Origin of the sequence: Streptomyces palmae (assembly GCF_004684805.1) — a bacterium.
GTDB lineage: Bacteria > Actinomycetota > Actinomycetes > Streptomycetales > Streptomycetaceae > Streptomyces > Streptomyces palmae.
Genome location: NZ_SRID01000097.1, coordinates 1 through 19101, shown reverse-complemented (window position 1 = coordinate 19101; position 19101 = coordinate 1). Strand labels below are relative to the sequence as shown.

Annotated in this window: 15 protein-coding genes; 3 read left to right on the top strand and 12 right to left on the bottom strand. The window is 70.6% G+C overall.

Annotation, left to right across the window (positions count from 1 at the left end; genetic code table 11):
- From E4099_RS13160 to E4099_RS13115, 10 genes are all read right to left on the bottom strand, one after another.
- Positions 1-941: hypothetical protein (locus E4099_RS13160; protein WP_135339210.1), on the bottom strand; the 941-nt coding region annotated here is incomplete at its 3' end.
- A gap of 152 nt (positions 942-1093) precedes the next feature.
- On the bottom strand, positions 1094-4936 hold the full coding sequence (locus E4099_RS13155) for a beta-propeller fold lactonase family protein (RefSeq protein WP_135339209.1): 3843 nt from the start codon (positions 4934-4936) through the stop codon (positions 1094-1096).
- A 45-nt stretch (positions 4937-4981) separates the two neighbouring features.
- The gene (locus E4099_RS13150; protein ID WP_135339208.1) at positions 4982-8254 is read right to left on the bottom strand and encodes a putative baseplate assembly protein; all 3273 of its coding nucleotides are present in this window, start codon (positions 8252-8254) and stop codon (positions 4982-4984) included.
- A gap of 71 nt (positions 8255-8325) precedes the next feature.
- Complete coding sequence (locus E4099_RS13145; RefSeq protein WP_135339207.1) at positions 8326-8874, bottom strand: phage tail protein; 549 nt, start codon at positions 8872-8874, stop codon at positions 8326-8328.
- 40 nt (positions 8875-8914) lie between these two features.
- Positions 8915-11086, bottom strand: coding sequence for a baseplate J/gp47 family protein (locus tag E4099_RS13140; RefSeq protein WP_135339206.1), 2172 nt, complete (start codon positions 11084-11086; stop codon positions 8915-8917).
- Between the two features lie 56 nt (positions 11087-11142).
- The gene (locus tag E4099_RS13135) at positions 11143-11622 is read right to left on the bottom strand and encodes a GPW/gp25 family protein (RefSeq protein ID WP_135339205.1); all 480 of its coding nucleotides are present in this window, start codon (positions 11620-11622) and stop codon (positions 11143-11145) included.
- 20 nt (positions 11623-11642) lie between these two features.
- Positions 11643-13526 (bottom strand): VgrG-related protein, encoded by a 1884-nt coding sequence (locus E4099_RS13130; protein ID WP_167828366.1) that lies wholly within the window; start codon positions 13524-13526, stop codon positions 11643-11645.
- On the bottom strand, positions 13519-14247 hold the full coding sequence (locus tag E4099_RS13125; protein WP_135339203.1) for a CIS tube protein: 729 nt from the start codon (positions 14245-14247) through the stop codon (positions 13519-13521). The genes E4099_RS13130 and E4099_RS13125 overlap by 8 nt, the downstream gene beginning before the upstream one ends.
- A 13-nt stretch (positions 14248-14260) precedes the next feature.
- A complete protein-coding gene (locus tag E4099_RS13120) occupies positions 14261-14692 on the bottom strand; it encodes a phage tail protein (protein ID WP_167828365.1) in 432 nt (143 codons plus the stop codon).
- Positions 14693-14809: 117 nt separating this feature from the next.
- Positions 14810-15094, bottom strand: coding sequence for a hypothetical protein (locus E4099_RS13115; protein WP_135339201.1), 285 nt, complete (start codon positions 15092-15094; stop codon positions 14810-14812).
- 781 nt (positions 15095-15875) lie between these two features.
- Between E4099_RS13115 and E4099_RS13110 the strand changes: the two genes are divergently transcribed.
- The gene (locus E4099_RS13110) at positions 15876-16187 is read left to right on the top strand and encodes a hypothetical protein (RefSeq protein ID WP_135339200.1); all 312 of its coding nucleotides are present in this window, start codon (positions 15876-15878) and stop codon (positions 16185-16187) included.
- A gap of 352 nt (positions 16188-16539) precedes the next feature.
- Here E4099_RS13110 and E4099_RS32975 read toward each other — a convergent pair whose 3' ends face one another.
- Together E4099_RS32975 and E4099_RS13105 are read right to left on the bottom strand one after the other, a co-directional pair.
- A complete protein-coding gene (locus E4099_RS32975) occupies positions 16540-16707 on the bottom strand; it encodes a DUF6760 family protein (protein WP_167828364.1) in 168 nt (55 codons plus the stop codon).
- Positions 16704-17144, bottom strand: coding sequence for a hypothetical protein (locus E4099_RS13105; protein WP_135339199.1), 441 nt, complete (start codon positions 17142-17144; stop codon positions 16704-16706). The genes E4099_RS32975 and E4099_RS13105 overlap by 4 nt, the downstream gene beginning before the upstream one ends.
- A 1220-nt stretch (positions 17145-18364) precedes the next feature.
- Between E4099_RS13105 and E4099_RS13100 the strand changes: the two genes are divergently transcribed.
- Positions 18365-18640, top strand: a complete 276-nt coding sequence (locus E4099_RS13100) for a hypothetical protein (protein WP_135339198.1) — start codon at positions 18365-18367, stop codon at positions 18638-18640.
- Positions 18640-19101 (top strand): hypothetical protein (locus E4099_RS13095; protein WP_135339197.1); only part of this gene is annotated, 462 nt, incomplete at its 3' end. The genes E4099_RS13100 and E4099_RS13095, both read left to right, overlap by 1 nt.

Sequence of the window (19101 nt, the reverse complement as noted above, 5' to 3'; positions counted from 1 at the left end):
GGAAGGGGATTCGACGTCGATGAGGGGGGCGTCCCCGGGGGTTTCGGTGTCTGGCTCTCGCCGAACTCCCGGATCATGGTTTTCATGATCAGTTGTGCCCATGTCCGGGACATCTGGGACGTTCCCTCTTCGACGCTGAACATGTTGAGTCGGAGGAAGTGCCTGGTATTGGACGAGCGTGAGGTCCAGTTGAAGTTCTTCACCGTGCCGCCTTCCCCCTGGGTCACGGAGAACCCCACACAGTCTTTCTGGGGCAGGCCGATGATCTCGGCGAGCTGGGTGTGGCTCGCGATGCCGGGGTTGGGACGAGCGAGGCCGGTAGCGATCCTCTCTGCCGTTCTCCTGTCTCTCTCCTGGTCCTGGGCGCCTGCACCGGAGGCGGCCGGCGTGCCCTGGCTGCTGTTCCCGACGCGGGTGTGTTCGACGGGCATGGCACGACGACCGGTGATGCCGCCGATCGGGTACGGGGTCGATCTCTTCGCCGGTTTCAGCGGTACCAGATGGATGGTGCTGCTGGGCAGGTGGACCAGGCCGGTGAAGGCATTGTCGGGATCGCCGGCCTCCCAGATGTCGTAGCTCTCCGGGGCGATCTCCAAGCCACCGGCGGGCAGGGACGGCTGCTTCGTGAGGCGTTCGTCGTCTGTCCAGTTGGGGTTCTTCTGAGCAGGAGGGGCCTCGGTGACACCGTAGTCCGTCAGGAGCTCCGTGATCCTCTTGTCGAGTGCCTCCGCCAGTTGCGGATCCTTCTTGGCGGCGTCGCGCAGTTGGGGAAGGGTCGCGTACGGGATGAACAGGTCCGGGCGCATGGCGTGCGGGCTCAGACCGGGGTACTGGAGCGTCGTCGGAAGGTCGTCCAAGGGGCTGGACTGCCTGCCCTTGGGCTTGGCGACGGGGCCCGTCGCACCCGGGAAGCTGCTTCGGCGCCGATGGCGGCGTGGCATGTCTGTCTCCTTGGCAGGTGCCGGGGAGGGTGAACCCCTCCTTGTCGGTGCAGCGGTTCAACTGGTGGTGCTCGACCCGCCCGGTTTCCAGCAGGTCGGCTCCGGGTGGCAAAGAATCAAGCAGCTCGACATGGATCGTTACGGGGCAGCGCTCAGGTACAGATCACCTGCCGCGGGTCCAGTCCTACCTCGGTCGTGCCGATCATGGTGTCCAGCGGGGTGTCCACCACGGAGACGGCTGAGCCGCCGCTGTCCGCGGCGTACAGGTGCTGACCGTCCGGGGCGAGTGCCATCCCCGCGAGTTCGGTTCCCGCCTTGATGTGACCACGGAGCTGCCCTGTCCAGGCGTCCAGTACCGTGAGCCGACCGGGCGCCTCGGCGGTGGTCACGAACAGGTTCTCCCCGTTCCCGGAGATCTCCACGGCCTGTGGGCTGCCGGCCAGCGCATACTGATCCCGCGCGTCCGCCGGTCCCGGCGGGCCAAGCACCAACTGCCGCACCTCCGTGTCCTGGGCCAGGTACGCCCGGCCGGTCGGGCCCAAGGCCACGCCTCCCGGTGCGCCGTCGGCGACGGATTTCGGTTGGCCGGCCTGGCGTGGCCGCAAGGGATTGCCCATATCGAAGACAAGGACGCTACCGAAGGTGGTCGTGGCATACCCGTACCAGCCGCGTGGGTGGATCGTCAGATCCCGAACCTTGTCAGGCCGGAGAACCGTGGTTCCGGTGGATGCCGGGCTTGTCGGCGAGCTCAGATCCAGCACGTGGAGTCGGGAGCCGTCCTGCTCCTCCGTGATCAGGTACAGATACGCCTGACCAGGGGAAGCGCGAACCGCGAGACCGCATGTCTTGCCCAGGTCGTCCAGCGACGTCTGGACGGTCAGGGTGATGTGGTCGTCGGCCACGGAGTAGGCCCAGACTCCGCCCTTCTCCTTCGACCTTCCCGCGACGTAGAGGACGGTGTGGCTGCCGGCCTGGTGGATCGCGGCCGCGGTCGGCTCGACGCCCGCGGGAAGGTAGCTGACGCTACCTGTGTCGGTGGGGGAGCCGGGGTCGGTGAGGCCGACGACCCGGATGGCCGCGGTGGTAGCACCGCCCTCCGTGCCGTCGACCAGGTATCCGTGGGTGCCGTCCGGGTGGATCGCCACGCCGCGCAGGTCTGATCCCACGTCCAGAACGGTGCCACTGGCATTCCACTCTGTCGCCAGCGGGTGGAGCTTGCTCTTGCACGCCACGTAGAGCAGGGGCCGGCTGGGATGGAGCGCCACACCCATCGACGCCTCGGCCAAGGTGGCCTTCCAGCCGGCGGCTGCCGGCTGGACCTGCCGTTGCAGCACGGTCACCTTGCCGGACTCGACGACGTAGACCCGCACGCCGCTCGGTGCGCAGACCACGCCCGTCGGAACACCGCGACTCGGGGTCGCGATCCAGCCCACGAGTTTCTGGGCAGGCAGGTCGACGTCGTGTACACATGGGCTCTTGCGGTCGGCGACGTATGCGTAGCTGCCGTCCGCGGTACAGGCGACGTCCCAGGGCTCGTAGACGCTGTGTCCCGGACCGGTGCACGGGATGTGGCGGATGGACTGGTCCAGTACGGAGATCTTTTTGGACTCGCGGTGAGCGACGTACACCCGCCCCGCGGCCACCGCGACCGAGTAGGGCGTACCCGCGGTATCGCTCAGCAGCAGGCGCGGGTCGCCATTGAGAGTGAGACGGTCCTCGCCCAAGGTGAGGACGTACACACCCCCGCCCTGGTACGCCTGGCCCCCTTGGGGCCGGACGCCGCGGTTGGCCACGTACAGCTGCTCACCACTCGCGGAGCAGGCGAGACCGGTTGGGGAGTTGAGGGCAGAGTGCGAGATCTCGTCCGATGCCTCCAAGTACTCCTTTGTCGTCTCGTTGATTTCATCCCTGAGTTTCATGGCGTAGATTTTTTTGAAACTGTCACCGCTGTGAGTCGCGAGGTACAGGTATTTCTCGTCTGCGGAGATTCCGAGCCCCATCGGGTAGGGGGCGTAGGGCAGCGAGATGGATCCGTAGTATCTCGGGTTCTGGTTGTCGCCGGGACTGTGGCTGGCATCGGGTTGCACTGCGAACACCGAGATAGTGATCGGTTCCGAGGTGCCGATCGGCGAGTTGGCCACGAACAACAGGCGGCGTTTATGTGCCAGGGCGAGGCCCCAAGGGGAGTTGAACTTTCCGGCCTCCTTGTCGACGGTGTACTCCTCTGCCCATGTCCCTGATACCCGCTTGCGGAGTACCACGAGGTTGCTTTCGCTTCTGCCCGCGACGTAGAGGCAGGGTCCCTTGTCGCCGCCGTCGGCGATGGCCAGTCCCTCCGAGCCGAACAGGTGGTCGCCGGTAATCTTCATGGAGTGCGACCAAGTCCCCTTGAGAGGCTCGTGGTGCAGGACCGAGATGTGGGACGCACCGCTGGAAGCGAAGTCGGAGACATAGAGATGTGATTCGTCTTCGGAAACGGCCAGCCCGACCGGCTCCGATGCCTTGATATCCTCATTGGTAATCGTCTGCGGGCCGAGCCCGACCAAGGACACTGTGCCATTGGCCGCGTTCGCGGTGACCGCGTACCGGCTGTCGGGCGTGATGGCGACGCCGCGCGGGGCGGTACCCGCGCCCAGGTCGATGGGTTCGGGTGTGATACCGGTGGCATCACAGATGCCGTTCGTGCCCTTCCGGAGGATGAAAAGCCGATTGGTATCCGGAGCCGTGGCGCAGGCGAGGCTGCCGTTCGCCGCGATCGCGACCCCCCACGGTTTGTTGCCTGCCGGCAGCTCGATCGTCGTGCCACTTGCCGCGTTGGTGGGCAGTACCGACACCGTGGTGGCGCCGGAATCCGCGGTGTACACACACTCTCCGTCCGGCGAGACCGCGACATTGACCGGCCTCGCCCCGGTGCGCGCGTCCAGCTTGCGGCTCTCCACCGGCATGGTGCGCACCGTTGTGAGCTTGCCGGTGCCGTTGTCCGTGATGTAGAGGTAACCGCCCGCGGCAGCGAGCCCGGCCGGTGCTCTGCCCACCGGAAGGATCATCAGCGTGCTGCCGGAGGTGTCGCAGGCGGCCACCGTGCCTGCGGTCTGACTCACGACATAGCAGTCGGTTCCACCAGGCGGGACGGCTACGGCCACGGGGTTCGGGACGACCCCGGCCATCCGCAACGCGCCGGTGAGCGCACCGGTGTCGGGGCGCAGGGGCAGGATGCCGACCGAGCCGTGGCCCGAGCCTGAGCCGTAGTTCGCCACGTAGAGGGAGCAGCCGTCCGCGGTGACGGCCATCGCGCGGGGCTGGGCATCGACGACGGCGACTGTGGGTTCCAGCGCCGTAGGCTGGCTGCCGCTCAGGTCGATCGCGTACACCGTCCCGGTCTCCCCGCCGTCCGCGGCGTTCCAGACCGCGGCATAGCCCACGGGCCGGCTGGGGTGCGCGGCGAGCACGCGTGGCGACCCCTTGAGCTTGAGCGGTGGGTCGAGGAGGGTGGGGTCGGTGGCGGCGCTCACATCGATCAGGGAGACGCTGCCGGTGCCCCAGTTGGCCACCAGCACACGGGCGCCGTCGGGGGAGCCCGCCAGCGCGTGCGGCAGGGTCCCGGTGCCCAGCCGGCAGTTCGCCGGAGTCCCTCCGTCGACAGTCAGGACGGTGACGCTGTCCCCACCGCGGTTGGCCACACAGACCTGCTCGTGTGCCAGCCCTGCCAGCACGGCGCACGGGTTGGCCCCCACCGCGCTGGTGGTCAGGAGGCTCGTGGTGCCGTTCTCCCGGGTGAACACCGACAGTGTCGCCGCGCCCCAGTTGGGTACGTAGACACGCGTGCCCCCCGGCCCGATGGCGAGGGTACGGGGACCGGATCCGGTGCCGAGCACCTGCGAGATCGGCAGGGGCTGCGTCGTCGGGGCGCTGGTGTCGATGACCGTCAGGGTGTCGTTCGCCCAGTCGACACAGAGGGCGACGGATGTGCTGGCGCTCTTGTCCTGTGCAGGCATGGGCGCATGTCCCTTCGGGTGCGTGTGGCGGGGGTGTCGGGCGGGTCAGGGGGTTTCCGTGACGGTGACGTGGTGCTCGACGCTGTACACGGTCTCCGTCGGGGAGCAGACGATGGGTTCCTCGGCCGGCTGCGGCCCGCCGGTCTGCGGGTCGGCCGGAACGAGCCGCACCTCGTGGATGCGCCCGATCCCGGGGACCCGGTCGAGCACCCGGAACGCCTCACCGGCATGGACAGGGCGTCCGAGGGGCCAGCCGGTCCCGTCCGGTCCGCCGGTGACCGGGCTGAAGTAGGTGTAGAGCGCGCGTTCCGCCGCTGCCCGCAGCTCCTCGCGTTCCGCGGCGGTGGGGAAGTCGGCCGGGGCGACCGTCGCCGTGATGCGGATGCCTCGGTAACCGGGGGGACGGAGCCATACCGGGACATCGGCGGGTTGGCGGGGCGCGAGTGCCTGCCGGACCGCCTGGCAGGCGTCCGGGGTGGGCATCAGGTCCTGGTAGGGGAACCAGCCGCGGTGGTCCGGCGCGACCCGCGGTACCACGAGCAGCTGCACCCCGAACTCGGTGCTGCCTCCGCTGGCGTCCGTGTACCCGTCCACGCCGCCCGTCGCGTCGCTCGTGATCCAGGCCGAGATCGCCCCACCCATATTGGATTCCGGCTGGCCGGGCGTGCCCGCCTTGACCTGGTTCCCCTTCGCGCCCCGGGTGACCGTGTACGAGCGGTCGACCCGGACTTCGGAGCCCTCGGCAGGCACCTTGCCGTGCTGCGTTCCGCTCCGGGACGGGTCGGGTGTCACCGGTCCGAAGTGCACCCGGCCGGTGCTGGCGTTGAGCACCGCGTGCCGGCTGTCGTCCTTGGATTCCCTGAAGTCGTCCACCCACTGCCAATCGACCCAGCCGCTGCCCGGCTCCTTCACCTGGAGAGTCGGGAACTCTCTCTCGACGCCTCCGGGTGCCAGCAGATCGAAGTGCTGGGCCGACTCCTTGGTGTAGGTCTTCGTGGGCGCCTCCCAGATCTGCCTCTGGACCGCGGGCACTTCGACGCTCACGCCGGTGAGCGCTACGGTGTAGCTGACGTCGCCGCGGGGGCCCTCCGGATCCCGGATCTGCACGGCCAGCCAGGCGCCGGCACTACCCGAGGGGAAGCCGGCCGGCTGCTCGCCCAGCGCCTCGTAGAGGGTGGTGGCGTACGCCTTGTTCGCGGGATCCACCGCCATCTGCCAGTCCCGGCTGCGGCGGAGCTCCACCCGGTGTCCGGCCACGCCCCCATCCGTATCCTCCCACCTCGCGGAGTAGCAGCACGGGTTGTCCGTGTCCCACCAGGGGTAGGCGCTGCGGGGCAGGAACACCGAGACCGCCAGTCGCCGCCTGCCCCCCAAGCTGGGGCTGCGCGTGACACACAGGTTGAGATGTTTCAGTGGTGGCATGTCCGGGGGCACCCGCACCAGGGCCATCAGCAGCGGGGAGCCGTCGGCGCCGGTGCTGATCGTGTCGTCCCCGGGCAGGGGGCCGGTGCCCCGCCATGTCTTCCCGGTGAACATCCCGCCCGGCCCGTCTTCGAGACGCCGCAGCCGCAGTGAGCCGAGTTCGGCCGGGGAGACAAGGGCGGGTGCTTCTTTCGTGGTGAGGAACGCGATATTCCTCGGGTCCCCGGTGGTGTACAGCTGGGTCTGGGTCTTGACCGTGACACCGGTGTCGGCGACCACGAAGCGCACGGTGGTGGTGGCCGGTTTCCAGTCGCGGATGTTGCGTGCCGGGTTCAGCAGGTTGGCGGCCTCGGTCGGTACGTGGTGGATGCGTGCCATACTCGCCGACGCGGCCAGCGCCAGCTGCTTGTAGTCGGCGCCCGTCACCGCCCGCTCCGGCACCGTGCTGCCCAGCGGGCGGCGCACAGCGTACTGGCCGGGGGTCTCCTGATCGGTGCCGCCGGTGGCGGGACCCGGGTTGTTCACGGCCGAGACGTAGGGCACGGGGGTCCGCAGCGCGGTGATGGTCCGTGCGTGCGCGTTGCCTCGGGCCCCGCCACCCGTCAGGTAGTGCGGGACACGGAGCCGGGCCCCGGCCGGCAGCGGCGCGCCGTACCGGCGCGCCCCGCGGCCCTCCGGTACCACGGGGGCGAACACGGCCTCGCCGGTGCGCGGATGGAAGGTGAAGTGCCGGTCCCCGGGCTCCGATTCGGCCAGCGACTCCACGTATCGCCACGTCAGCTCCTGGCCGTCCGCTGAGGCCGCCGTGACAGCGAGGGCGTCCGCGGAGCGCAACAGCAGTGGTCGAGAAGAAAGGTGATGCCGCTCGCCCGGCTCGCCGACGGCGATGCCCAGGTCCTCGTCCGTCACACGATGCGCCTGGACGACCGGTGCGGTCACGGTCAGCAACGGCTCCAGGGCGACGGACGAGATCCGACCCTTGGCGCTGTCCGAGCGCAGCAGCCCCACGTCCCGCAGCCGCCACGGTCGGCTGTCGGCCGTGCCGGAGGTCGGGTCGAGCAGGAGGTCGGCGGGAGCGTGGACAGACGTCAGATCGATGGTGACCCGGTGGGTGCCCTCCGGGCGCTCCGCCGCGGCGATCACCCGGCACGGTTCCCAACGGGTGCCCGCCCAGGCCTGCCATGCGGTCGGGGCCTTCTCCGCAGCCACGTCCAGGGTGAGTCGCACATCCGGGACCGGGTTGGAGAGCACCACCAGGGAGTACGCCTCCTCGACGGGCTGCTCGCGGGCCCAGGCCGACCGCGGTGGCATCGCGGTGTCGGTGAGCGGGAAGTCACCGGTGTAGGGCAGGTTGAGGTGGAAGGGCGGCCCGGCGAACGGCAGCCCGCCGGGCTCCACGGCACTCACCCCGGGCTTGTCGAACCGGGTCAGTGTGCCCCGGACCTGCCCGTCCCGGTAGGCCCCGGTGAAGTTGCCGGCGATCACCAGCACACATGGGTTGAGCACCACATCGGTGACGGTGCTGAAGACCACCGGGTCCTCGTCGTCGGTCGGAGGCCGGGTCGCCACCTCCACCCCCGCGTTGATCCGCACCGGCTCCGGGACAGGCGCGGCCAGGGTGAACACCACCTCGCCGCGAGCCGCAACCGCAGGGTAGGGCTTTGGTCCCAACCGGCTCAGGAGGTCGAGCCGGTGGCGGTCGGCCGCACGGTTGAGCCGGTCGGCGAGTACCGCTGCCATGTCCACGCAGGTCTCCAGCAACGCCCGCCCCGGGTCGGTGCGGTCTCGCCCAGGCCATGCCTGCATCACGCTGTCGTAGTCGCGGACCGCGTCCACTGCGGCGTGCAGCAGATCCTCGCGGCTGCGGTGGTCGTAGTCGGGGGTCGGCAGGCTCATCCGGGCGTAGGTCCCTCTCGTCTCGGACACCGGGGTGGGTACTGCGGAGCAGGTGATGACGATGGGTTCGTCTAGATGACGACGATCTGGAACACCAGGTGCGCGGGGCAGTGGGCCCTGACCAGACGCACCAGCTGTTCTTCCACCGCCGCTCGCTGGAGGGTGTCCAGGCCGGGAACGGAGAGCGTGGCGACGAGGGTGTGGTCGGCCGACCGGTCCGAGTCCCGCCCGGTGGTCAGTTCGCCGGGGTCGGCCAGGTGCAGCCCCGGCTGACCCGCGGTCTGCGCCCGCCGCCAGCCATGGACCTCCTCCGCTTCGAGCAGCAGTGCTTCGCGGGTTCCGCGGCCGGCGGCGAGGCGGGGCGCCAGGTCGATGGCGGTCCGGACCTGTTGCTCGCTGAAGCCGGGCTCCACTCGTGCTCCGGTGATCCGCGCCAGCCAGTCCAGGAACGCGGACGGCGCGGACCAGGGGTCGAAGAGGTCCGCCAGCCTGTCCAGGCGCGCCGCAGTGGGACCGGTGAGCGCGCCGATCCCGTGCGCGAAGGCCTGGGCCACCGTGTCGTTCACGTAGACCGCGGGCAGCGGCACGGGCATGTCCACGATCTCGGTCACGTGCTCCACCACATCCCTTGGGTCCGTTCGGTTCTTCCGGCCTGATGGGTCATGCCTGGGTCTGGACGGTCACCCGCACCGCGTCGAGCAGTGGCAGGCCGCCGTCGGGAACCGGCACCAGCACGGACGGCGCGTCAGTGGGACCGGTGAGCGCTACCCGCGCGATCTGGCGGACCTGCGTCAACCTCTCCAACGCGGAGTACACGTCGCCGGCGTGCACGTCGCGTCCCCACGGCCAGCCCTGCCCCTCGGAGCCGCCCACCGCCGGGTGGAAGTAGCGGCGCAGGTGGGTCTCGGCGGCCCGCTCCACGTCGGCGTCCGTGTTCGCCCAGGGGTGGACGGTGACCTGGATGCCGAATCGCTGATACGGCGGTGGTCCGACGCGCAGGTGGTCGCCGATCAGCCGCACCGGATCAAGGGCATCCCGCACGCGCTTCCTCAACGGCTCGGTGAGCTCGAATGCCGTCGCGGTCGCCGGTCCGCGTAGGTCGATCACCGCCCGAGGGACCACGCTGACCTGTATCGCCGCACCCTCCGGCCGCCACAGGACGGGTGTGGTGACCGCGTCCTTGAGTACGTACCCGAGGTTCTTGTAGAAGACCACCGCGTCCACCGATTCCTGAGCCGCCGGCGGGAGTCCGGGGAAACCGGCGGCCACGAGGGACACCACGGCTTGGCCGTCAGGGGTGATCGTGCTGTCGTCGATCGTGACGGGGAGGTGGCAGAACGCCTCTCCCTTGAAGAAGAAGAACTCGTAGGCGTCGGCCGTCGCGCCGGGGCGCAGACTCACCTCGTCGAGGTCTGCGGTGAAGTCGACCGGAGAGGTGGGAAGGCTGGGGAACGCCTCCTTGATGAGCGTCGCCTCCATGTCGTCCTTGGTGGGTGTTGCCTGCGGGTCGTCCTTGACGGGTGTCGCCTGGGCGTCCCAGCCGCACTGCTCCCCCGAGAACCACAGCCGCGGCCGACCTTCCGCGGTGCGGACCACGGCATCCAGCCGTTTGTTGACCCGCACGAACTCCGGCGGCGCGTCGCTTTCCTGAAAGGTGCCCGTCGGCGGTTCGCCGGCGGGGAAGGTGAGCCGGGTCGGCTGGAGGCCGACGTAGTACACGATGCCCTTTGGGTCCCGGGCGGCCAGGAGGCAGGCGTCCACGTGCTCGGGGCGCTCGGGGGTGCCCAGCGCCGGAGGTACCGACAGATCGGCCGGGCGTTCCTCGGCGACGACTCGGCAGCGTGCCACCTCCGGCACGCTCAGCTGGTCCGTGCCCGACTCGACTGTCGTCTTCGACACCGCCCGCTGGACGATCCGTTCGTAGTCCCGGGCGGTCACCCCGCGGCGCGGCGGCACCAGGCCCAGTGCCGTCCGATCCAGCGCCTGCTGCCAGGTCTCCGCGTCCATGCCCGCGCTGATCGTCTCCAGGACCGTGACACTCAGCCCGGGCGGGTCCGTCACCGCCAGTTCCTCGCCCGCGGTGAGGGCGTCCGACGAGCCTTGGCACACCCGGTACGTGGCATGGATCCGCGCGCCCGACGGCGGAATCGCCCCGTGCTGCCCGCCGCCTGGTACCAGGGGGCCGAACACCACCTCGGCGGCGGCCTCGTCCCACCAGTACTTCCGGTCGTCAGCCGAGAGGCTGCCGAATGTCGGCACCGGGCCCCACTCCATGGCGCTCAAGCCAGGCGGCGTGACCTCGACCAGGTCGGGGCCCGGGGCGTGCGGTGCGGGCGCGTCCGGCTGCCAGGGGCGTCCCGCCAGAGGGAAACGCTGTCCGGGCACGTTGTCGGAGACGCCGAGCAGTTCGCGCACGGACTCGGCGACCTCCACCGCCTCGACGGTGCCCTCGGTTTCTCCTTCGGGGATGAGCAGGGGTGCCACGGTGCGGAATCGGACCTGTGGGGCGCGAGTGCTGGTGGCGGTGGTCCCGGCAGGCACGGTCAGGCCGGTGCCGGGCGTGCCGCGCCGGACCAGGAGCCGCAGCCGCGCGGGACAGGCCGGTGCCGGCGCCACTCCCATCAGCCGCAGCAGTGCGGCCCGCTGCCGCGGCGTCATGCGGTTCACCCGGTACAGCAGCGCGTCGACGCGGGCCGCACAGGCCTCCAGCAGGGTGATGCCGGGGTCGGACACGTTGTGGTCCGTCCACTGCGGGGCGCGTCCCGGCAGTGCCCTTTTCGCCGCGTCCACCAGAGGCTGGAACGAGATGTCGTCAAGGTGGGGAACCGGCACGGTGTTCCCGGCATCCGCCGACGAGCCGCCCGGCGGAAACGGCTGCGGCGGGGCACTCACCGCACATCCGCGGCCACGTCGGGCCGGTACCCGGCGGCCACCGGCGCCGTGACCATGGCCGCCGGCTCGTCCGGCAGCGGCGCCGGGGGAGTGGGCGGCACCAGGTAGAACGGGAAGACCAGGTTGCGGGGATCGCTGGTGCCCCGCAGCCGGTAGCGCACGTCGATATAGAGCACCGCCGGGTCCTCCTGGTCCGCGCTGAAGACCAGGTCGTCCAGGTCGATCCGCGGCTCCCAACGCTCCAGCGCCTCGCGCACCGCCTGGTCGGCGCGGCTGACGGTGCCGGCGTCCAAGGGGTCGAAGACCAGCTCGTGAATGGCGCAGCCGAACTCGGGCCGCATCGGCCGCTCCCCTGGCCTGGTGGCCAGCACCAGGCGGATGGCCTGGGCCACCTCGTCGTGGCCGGTGGTCAGGGCCACCCGCCCATCGGCGGTGAGGGCGGCGGGGAATGCCCAGCCGGCGCCTACGATGTCCACGATCGTCCTCCCGTCGGCGATCAGTTGATGTCCACCCGCTTGCCGGTGATCTCGGTCTTGGTGTCGCCGTTCAGCTTCAGGTTGGCGGTGGCGGTGGCAGTGACGTCCTTGCCGGTGATCTCGGTCTCGGTACCGCCCTCCAGCTTCAGGGAGCCGGACGCGGTGACGGTGACGTCCTTGCCGGACAGGACGAGTGCGCCACCGGCGCCGCCGTCCTCCGAGGCGGCCTCGATCCGCACCGTGCCGGCCCGGATCGTCACCGTTCCCTTGGCTCCGGCATCCAGGGTGACCTGCTGGTTCTGCCCGTCCAGATGGAGCCGGACCGGGGTATCGCCGCCGGCGGCGGTCACCACCATGCCGGTGTTCTTCCGGTCGAGGTGCGCACAGACCTTGCCGTCGCCGGTCTGCAGCCGCACCCCCTGCGGCTGCTTGGCGGCGCTGAGCAGCTCCACCCGGTCCCCGGCGCGCGACACGAAGGAGCGCCGGTTGAGCCGCCCGGTGTCGGCGTCCACCAGCGGCACCTCGTGCCCGGTCGGCCCGTCCACGCCGTTGTACAGTCCGCCGAGCACATACGGGCGGTCCAGTCGGCCGTGCTCGAAGCCGACCAGCACCTCGTCACCGACTTCCGGGCTGAAGACCCCGCCACCGCCCTGCCCGCCGAAGTGCACCGACCTCGCCCAGTCCGTCACGTAGTCCTGGGACAGCCACGGCAGCCGCAGCCGCACCGCTCCCCGTTCCCCGCGGTCGGGCTCCTTGATGTCCACCACCGTCCCGGTGGCCACGCCCAGCCCGCACAGCGGCGGCGGGGGCGGTACCACCGGCGGGGGCAGCCGGCCCACCCACACCCGGGTCCGGTAGCCGCACTCCCCGTCGAAGCTGTGCCGGCACGCGGTCACGGTGTACTGCCCGGAGAACGGCTCCCCGATTCCGCTCAGTGTCACCGGCAGACCCGCGGACAGCTGCGGGGTTCCGACCACCGCCGCCTCTAGCTCGGCTGTGCCGGCCGCCGCCTCCTCGGCCAGCGCCCGGGCCGCCGCGCTCACCTGGCGAGCCGTCGTATACGGCCGACCGGCCACCAGCAGTCGCGGAGACCCGCCGAACGCCGAGGCCAGCCGTCGTGCCGGGAATCCCGAGCGCACCCGGCCGCCGACATCGCGTTCGACGTCGGCCAGGTCCGTCACCGGTTGCTTCGCCACGGGGTCCCAGCCGCGCACCTGCACTGCGCTCACCGCCTCCAAGGAGGAGACCACGGCGCGTACCGATCGCAGGTTCCGTCCGTGCTGGAGCACGAACGGGTTGCCACGGGCCCCCGCCTCTGCCGGCGGCGCGGAACTCGCCGGCGGGATCGGCCGGATGTCCAGCTGCCGGTCGTGCACCGTCAGGTACCGGCCGCGCTCCTCGGCGAGGTGGGCGAGCAGTTCCCAGTCGGTGAGGTTCGGCTGGGAAAGGTGCGCGATCCGCTCGCCGCCCCCCACCATCTTCCCCACGGTCAGACCGTTCCTACGGGCGAGTTCCCCTGTCACCTCCGCGAGCGTGCGGTCCACGTACGCCGCTACCCGGCGCCCCCGCATCAGCCGGTGCCCCAGGTCCATGGCTCGCACCTTGGTGAACGTGCCGTTGCCGTCCACCTCCGTCTCCAGGCCCACCACCTCGCCGCCGAACACCAGCCGGTGAGTGCGGCCGGCCACGGAGGTCACCTCGACCGTGAGCGGCCGGCTGATGGTCACCCGAAGGTCCGTGAGCAGAGCGTGGCCGGGGTCGCGGAACCACAGCACCGCCTCCGCGGGCCGCCCCATCACCGTGTCGACCTGCGTCTCCACCAGCCGGTCGGCCCACTGCGGCGGCAATGGCCGGTCGAACGCCACCGCCGGCTCGGCCGCGTACAGCTCGGTCCGCCTACCCACGGGGTTCCTCCACAGGCTCCTCGGCCAGCACTGGCAGCACCACATGGGTGCCGGGCACCACCCGGTCGGGATCGTCGATGTCGTTCGCCTCGGCGATGGCACGCCAGCGGGTGGGATCGCCATAGGTCCGCCAAGCCAGTGTCGCCAAGGACTCGCCGGCGACGACCTGATGGGCGTCCACCGGCCCCGCCGCCGCCGACGTCGGGTTCTGCGCCGGGGTGGCGCCACCGGCTTCTTCCAGTCTGACGCTGCACAACGCGCGCAGCGGAGTGCCGTCCCGCGCGAACCGCGTGTAGGTCACCCCCACCGACGTGACCACCGCGTAGAACGCCGTGGTGCGGGACGCACCCCACTGCAACCGCACCCACGGCGCGGATTTCGCCCCGGCCCTGCCACGGTGCGGCCTCGGCGCGCAACAGGCCAGCAGCGTCTCGACCTGCTGCTGGACGCCGGGGCCTCGCCCGACGGCGGCGTCCACGAAGACCTCGACGGTCATCGACCGCGGCTGGGCGCTGATGAACTCGGGAAAGGTCGCCGCCTCATCAGACGGTGCTCGACTGCGGTCCCAGTTCGCGGATTTGGCCAGCGTGACCTGGGTCGGGTTGAACTGGAGCTGCAGGCGGTCCCTTTCGCGGCCCGGGGTGTTGCCCCGCGCGGTCGGCGGCTCGTAGATCACCAAGGCGGCACGCACCGGGGCGCCGCCGAGCAGACCGGGCAGCATGGCTTGTCCTCCCTCACACCATGATCTCGATGAAACCGCCGTGGGCGATCTCCAACGTCTCGCGCGCGGCCCGGGACTGGTCCACGTCGAAGGACGGGCCGTTCCAGCGCACCGGCAGCACGTCATCGAGCAGCCAGCGCACCAGCGGGCGGCGGTCCGGGCCGAGCGCCGCCAACTGGCCCGGCAGTCGCACCGGCTCCAGCATCTGTGCCTGGATCCATCCCCAGATCAGCGTCGTCTGCCGGGTCAGCGGCCGGGACAGCACCACGTTCGAGTAGCGCAGCCGGGTCGGCAGATGCCAGGCCCGGTCGTTCGACCCGCCCTCGACCCGCTCCTCCACCTCCATCGAGCATCCCAGGCCGTCACAGGCGGTGAACGAGCCCAGCTCGTAGGTGCCGATGGACAACTGGAACAGCGAACTGACGGCGAACGGCTGGTCCGACACGGACACTCCCTTCGGAACGGGTAGCGGACGGGGGCGGGAGCGGCAGTGAAGGGCGGCGCCGGAAGCGACATGCGGGACTCGCGTATGCCGGGCGGTGCCATCCGCCCGGGGAGCGGGTCAGCGCGGGGGCATGCCCGGTATGCCGATGGCGTCGCGGGACCACGAAGGCGCACCGTTCCGCCGTTCCCGACGGCGCAACTCCGGCAGGACCGCGGCCGCCAAGGCGTCCGCGTGGTGCTGCGCCACCTCTTGTGCCACCAACCACGTGTCCGGCTGGCCGTGCGAGGCGGCCCGGGAGCCCGGCCTGCCGACAGTGCCGCCGTCCGCCTCCCGGCCGGGCGCGGCCGAACCGAGCAGCGCGCGGGCCGAGGGAGCTGCCTCGGAGCCGGTGTCGCTCCTCAAGGGGGTCGACTGGGCGGCGACGGGCCCGTGGCCGCCGGGCGACGACGCGGAGGGGGCGGCGGAGGACGCCGAGGGGGCCTCGGCGCCGAGGTCTGCGGGGTGCCGCCGTGTTGCGGACCGGTCGTGGCCGATGGGGTGTCCGGCCGAACCGGGCGCCAGGGGGGTCGCGGTGCGCGGCATGTGCGGCAACGGCCCTCCGAGTCCGTACCGGGGGTGTCCGGGGTGCGACTCGGGCCGACGCGGGCGCGACGGAGGCGGCCCGGGCACCTGCGGGGCCGGGCCGCCGCCCGCGCCCGGGCCGGCAGGAGCTGCCCGCACGCCCGGTGACTCCTCGCCGGCCCGTGGCTCGCGGCGGGGCGTCGGGGCACCGTACTGATCCGCGACCCGGCTCATGCGTGCCCCGGTAGGAGGGAGGGCGCCAGGCCGTTGGTCCGCTGGGGTCGGCAGCCGAGGGTCGTCGAGGGTGTCCGGCACGGCTCCCGAGAGCCCTTGACCGGAGGGCTGGAAGCGGCGGGACTCGCCCTCTGCCATCCCTGCCCCGGCGGGAGGACTGGTGCTGCGGTGCGCTGGGGTATGCGCATCCGGCGGAGAGACCGAGGGAGGCCCGCCGGAGAGCCGAAGAGGCCTCGGCGATGGCGATGCCAGCGCGTACGTGCTCGATGAGGCAGGGAAGGCGGGCTCTTTGACGGGCGCTGGACCGTTCCGTGGCGCTCCCTCGGTGCGCCACCGCCTGAAGTTCGGGGTGGGACCGCCGAGCTGCCGGTCGGAGGTTCGCCGACGGGTGCCGGACCAGCCGAACCAGCGGGCCAAGCTGGCTGCGGGCAGGCGGCCGGGCGTCGGCACAGGCATGATGCGGCCACCGGCAGCGGACTGCGAGGCGTCGATAGGGGCAGGCACGGCGGTGTGGTGCGCCCCCGAAGCTGATGGCGTCCTCGGCTCGGAGACCGACCGGGCTGCCAGGCCGCGCGGCGGTGTCTCGCCCGACATGTGCGGCAGGCTTGCCGGCACCTGCAACGCCGCCGCGGTGACCGTCTCCGGCGACTCCGCCTTCTCGGCCGACCAGGGCAGTAGCGCATCTGCTGCCCTGGACTGAGCGCACCGGCCGGATCGGTCGGTACTCGTCTCGTGGGCCGAGGGGAGGGAAGCGAAACCACCGATGGCGGTGTGGTCCGCTGCTCCCTGCACCGCCACCAGGAGTCGCCGCCCAGCGAGTGGCACGCCGGTCGGCAGCAGTCGGCCGGCCGATGTCACCGCCGGGGCGGGCTGCCAGGCGGTCAGCCGGTCCCGCCAGATGGCCAGACCGCTGCTGGGCACCGGTCCGGCCAGGCGCGAGGGCCGCAGCGTCGGCACCGTCTGCCAGGCGGGCGTGGGCTGGCTGTCGGAGGGCATGGCACAGCCGGGCGGTTCTTCGGTCCGGCCGGGGCGCCGCAGCCGGGCGAGTACCCTCACGGTTCCCGTCCCGGTCTCGCGTCCTCGCCGAGGAGTGCGGCGACCTGACGCACCCACGCCACTCGTTCGCCGTGCGGGAGGGAGAGTACGTCCGCGCACCCCCAGTGCAGGTGGTGGGAGACGTAGGCGACCTCGGCGCGGAGGACGGCGGCGGGGTGCGTCACGATTCCCCCAGGCGCCGCCCAGCGCCCGGCGCCGGCAGGGCGAAATCGGTGCCGCAGGACGGGCAGGCCACCGCCTCCGCCGGCCCGGCCAGCCCGTTGATCCGCCGGTAGAAGTCCTGGAGGTAGGCCAGGTCCGTGGCGAAGAGTTGTTCCACCACGCCGGCATGGATGTCGGGGACGGCGCCGAGCCTGGTGATCACCAGACTGAGCAGCACCACCCCCAAGTACGCCGGGTTCTCCCGGACCCGCTGGTCGATCAGCGGGGACAGCTCGTCGCGGGCGGTGGCCAGCCGCATGGTGCCGAGCCGGTGCACCGTCCCGGCGCTGTCGACATAGCCGTGCGGGAGCTCGAACGAGAACTCGGTGCGAAGCCGTGCGTCGACCTCGGCGGTTCCCTGCCGGTCCGAAACAGGCTTGGCAACGACGCTGTGCCTCATGCGGAGGTTGCCTTCTGGGCCATCGAAATGCTGATGGCCCCATCGGTGACGCTGGCATCCACTCGGACGTCCCTGGCCTTGTCGCTCGGGACGTGCACGGGGCCCGGGATCTTGAAGGTGACTGCGGCGTCGCTCACCGCGTTGCCTTTCGCGTCGAGACCCGAACCTTCCAGGGGTACTCCATGCGGACCTCCCAGTGCGAGGCGATCGAAGATTGACGCAATGAACAGGGGGATTCCAGGCAAACCTTAGGTTTGGGATCGAGGTCGGAGCGATACGACACGTGGTCTTCACTCGAATGCAAACATGGACTGATAAATAACATATATACAATGTGGTCACCTCGGGGCCGTGAACCAGATAGGCGGCGCCTTCCAGGCTTCGTCGCCCACTCGGACCACGCAATCCCTTGGGCCTGCAAGGGGATATACGGCGCGAGCGCCTCAAGGTCTCCTTCCGGTCGATGAGTTCGACAACCTGCACGTGCTGTCGGTGTAGGAGTGTCACGTCGGAGATGCCGCACAATGACGCCGGACGCACGGACCCGCTCCTCACTGTCCAGTGCGCCGCCACCCGCCCCGCCTCTAAAGTCGACGCTTCCCATCGTGGGCGCGCCGACCGGTCAACCGCATCGGCCCCACCGTTACCACCCACCATGTCTTATGGGGAAATGATTATTTGACTAGGAAGAGGGTGCTGTAATTCTGTGGTATCCCGCCGATTCGCATAAGACTGCTCGGATTTCGCGCCCGGTGGTTTACTTTCGAGTGCCGTGGAGAAACTCTGACTGTGGCACCCGCCACCCCTCTGATAATGCGGGGTGCGGCTGGGTCGGTGACGTCATGGCAATGATGTGCTACGGCCACGAGGATAAAGGCGAACTGGCGCAGTAAGCCACGGAGTCCAGGCGTACCCAACTCGCCGAGACCACCCGGGCGCGACCGCCAAAAGTGGTGGGCCCAGTTCGGCGTGACTCCGGTGTCCTGTCAGAACAACGACCGGCGATTTTCAGTCGGATCACGCCGCGAAGATCGCCGAATTCGTCATGGGAAAGAGCGTCGGCAACTCGCGTACTGGGGCTGGGCGCGACCGAAACGCCTGCCTCAGCCCATCGCTGTGCCAGTGCACCAAACATTCCGCACGAGAAGTGGGACTTTGCACGGCGCTTCGTCCCCTTTCGCCCGGAAATTCACCCACCCGTCTCAACGAAGGGCACCATCATGGCCAATCGCTCACCGCAGCTTTTCGCTGATGGCTACGTCAGTGCTGCCGGCGACGTACCACTGCGCTTGATCCATGCGTTCAGTGGGGTCGGCAGTGTCACCAGCGGCGATCCGGATTCTCCGTCGGGCCTCATGGCCGCGCTCCGGGAATCGCGCCCCATCACCGTCACCCGGCGGCACGACCGGGTGGTCCTCGCCACCCCACCGAAGGTGGTAGAAGCTCTCGCCTCCCAAGGGGCGCCCGCTGAGCAGCCGGACGGGGTGACCGAGTGATGCCGGGCGAGACCGCGCGACAGGGTCAGCAGGCCGACCTGGAGGCGATGGTTCAGCGGGTGGCCGTCACACCGGACGGCTACGCCATGGCCGTCCACTTGGCCACACGCGTGCCGGTGAGCGGCTGGACGGTGGAAGTGGTGCTGCCCCCCGGCGCCACCGGGCAGCCCGGCCCGGGAAGCACCTGGGATGGCCAGCGGCTCACCGCCGTGCCGGGGCAGGTCGTCCCCCGGCGCGGAGAGGTGGGGCACGGCGTGCTGTGGCTGGGGGTGTCCGGTACGCCGCACGCGCCGCACGCGGTACACGTGACCGCCCACACCGCTGACGGATCCTTCCGGAGCGTCAACGTCGCCAAGGTGCTGGTCACGCAGACCGGTTCGCGCTCCACCAAACCCACCAGCGAGGCCGACTGGGAAGGTTCCACGCGCATGTCCGGCTCCGCGGGCGGCGGGGGAGGCGGG

Coding starts and splice junctions, on each gene's coding strand:
- E4099_RS13155 (WP_135339209.1), bottom strand. CDS start 4,936: ATGCCTGCACAGGACAAGAGCGCCAGCACATCCGTCGCCCTCTGTGTC.
- E4099_RS13150 (WP_135339208.1), bottom strand. CDS start 8,254: ATGAGCCTGCCGACCCCCGACTACGACCACCGCAGCCGCGAGGATCTG.
- E4099_RS13125 (WP_135339203.1), bottom strand. CDS start 14,247: ATGCTGCCCGGTCTGCTCGGCGGCGCCCCGGTGCGTGCCGCCTTGGTG.
- E4099_RS13105 (WP_135339199.1), bottom strand. CDS start 17,144: ATGAGGCACAGCGTCGTTGCCAAGCCTGTTTCGGACCGGCAGGGAACC.
- E4099_RS13100 (WP_135339198.1), top strand. CDS start 18,365: ATGGCCAATCGCTCACCGCAGCTTTTCGCTGATGGCTACGTCAGTGCT.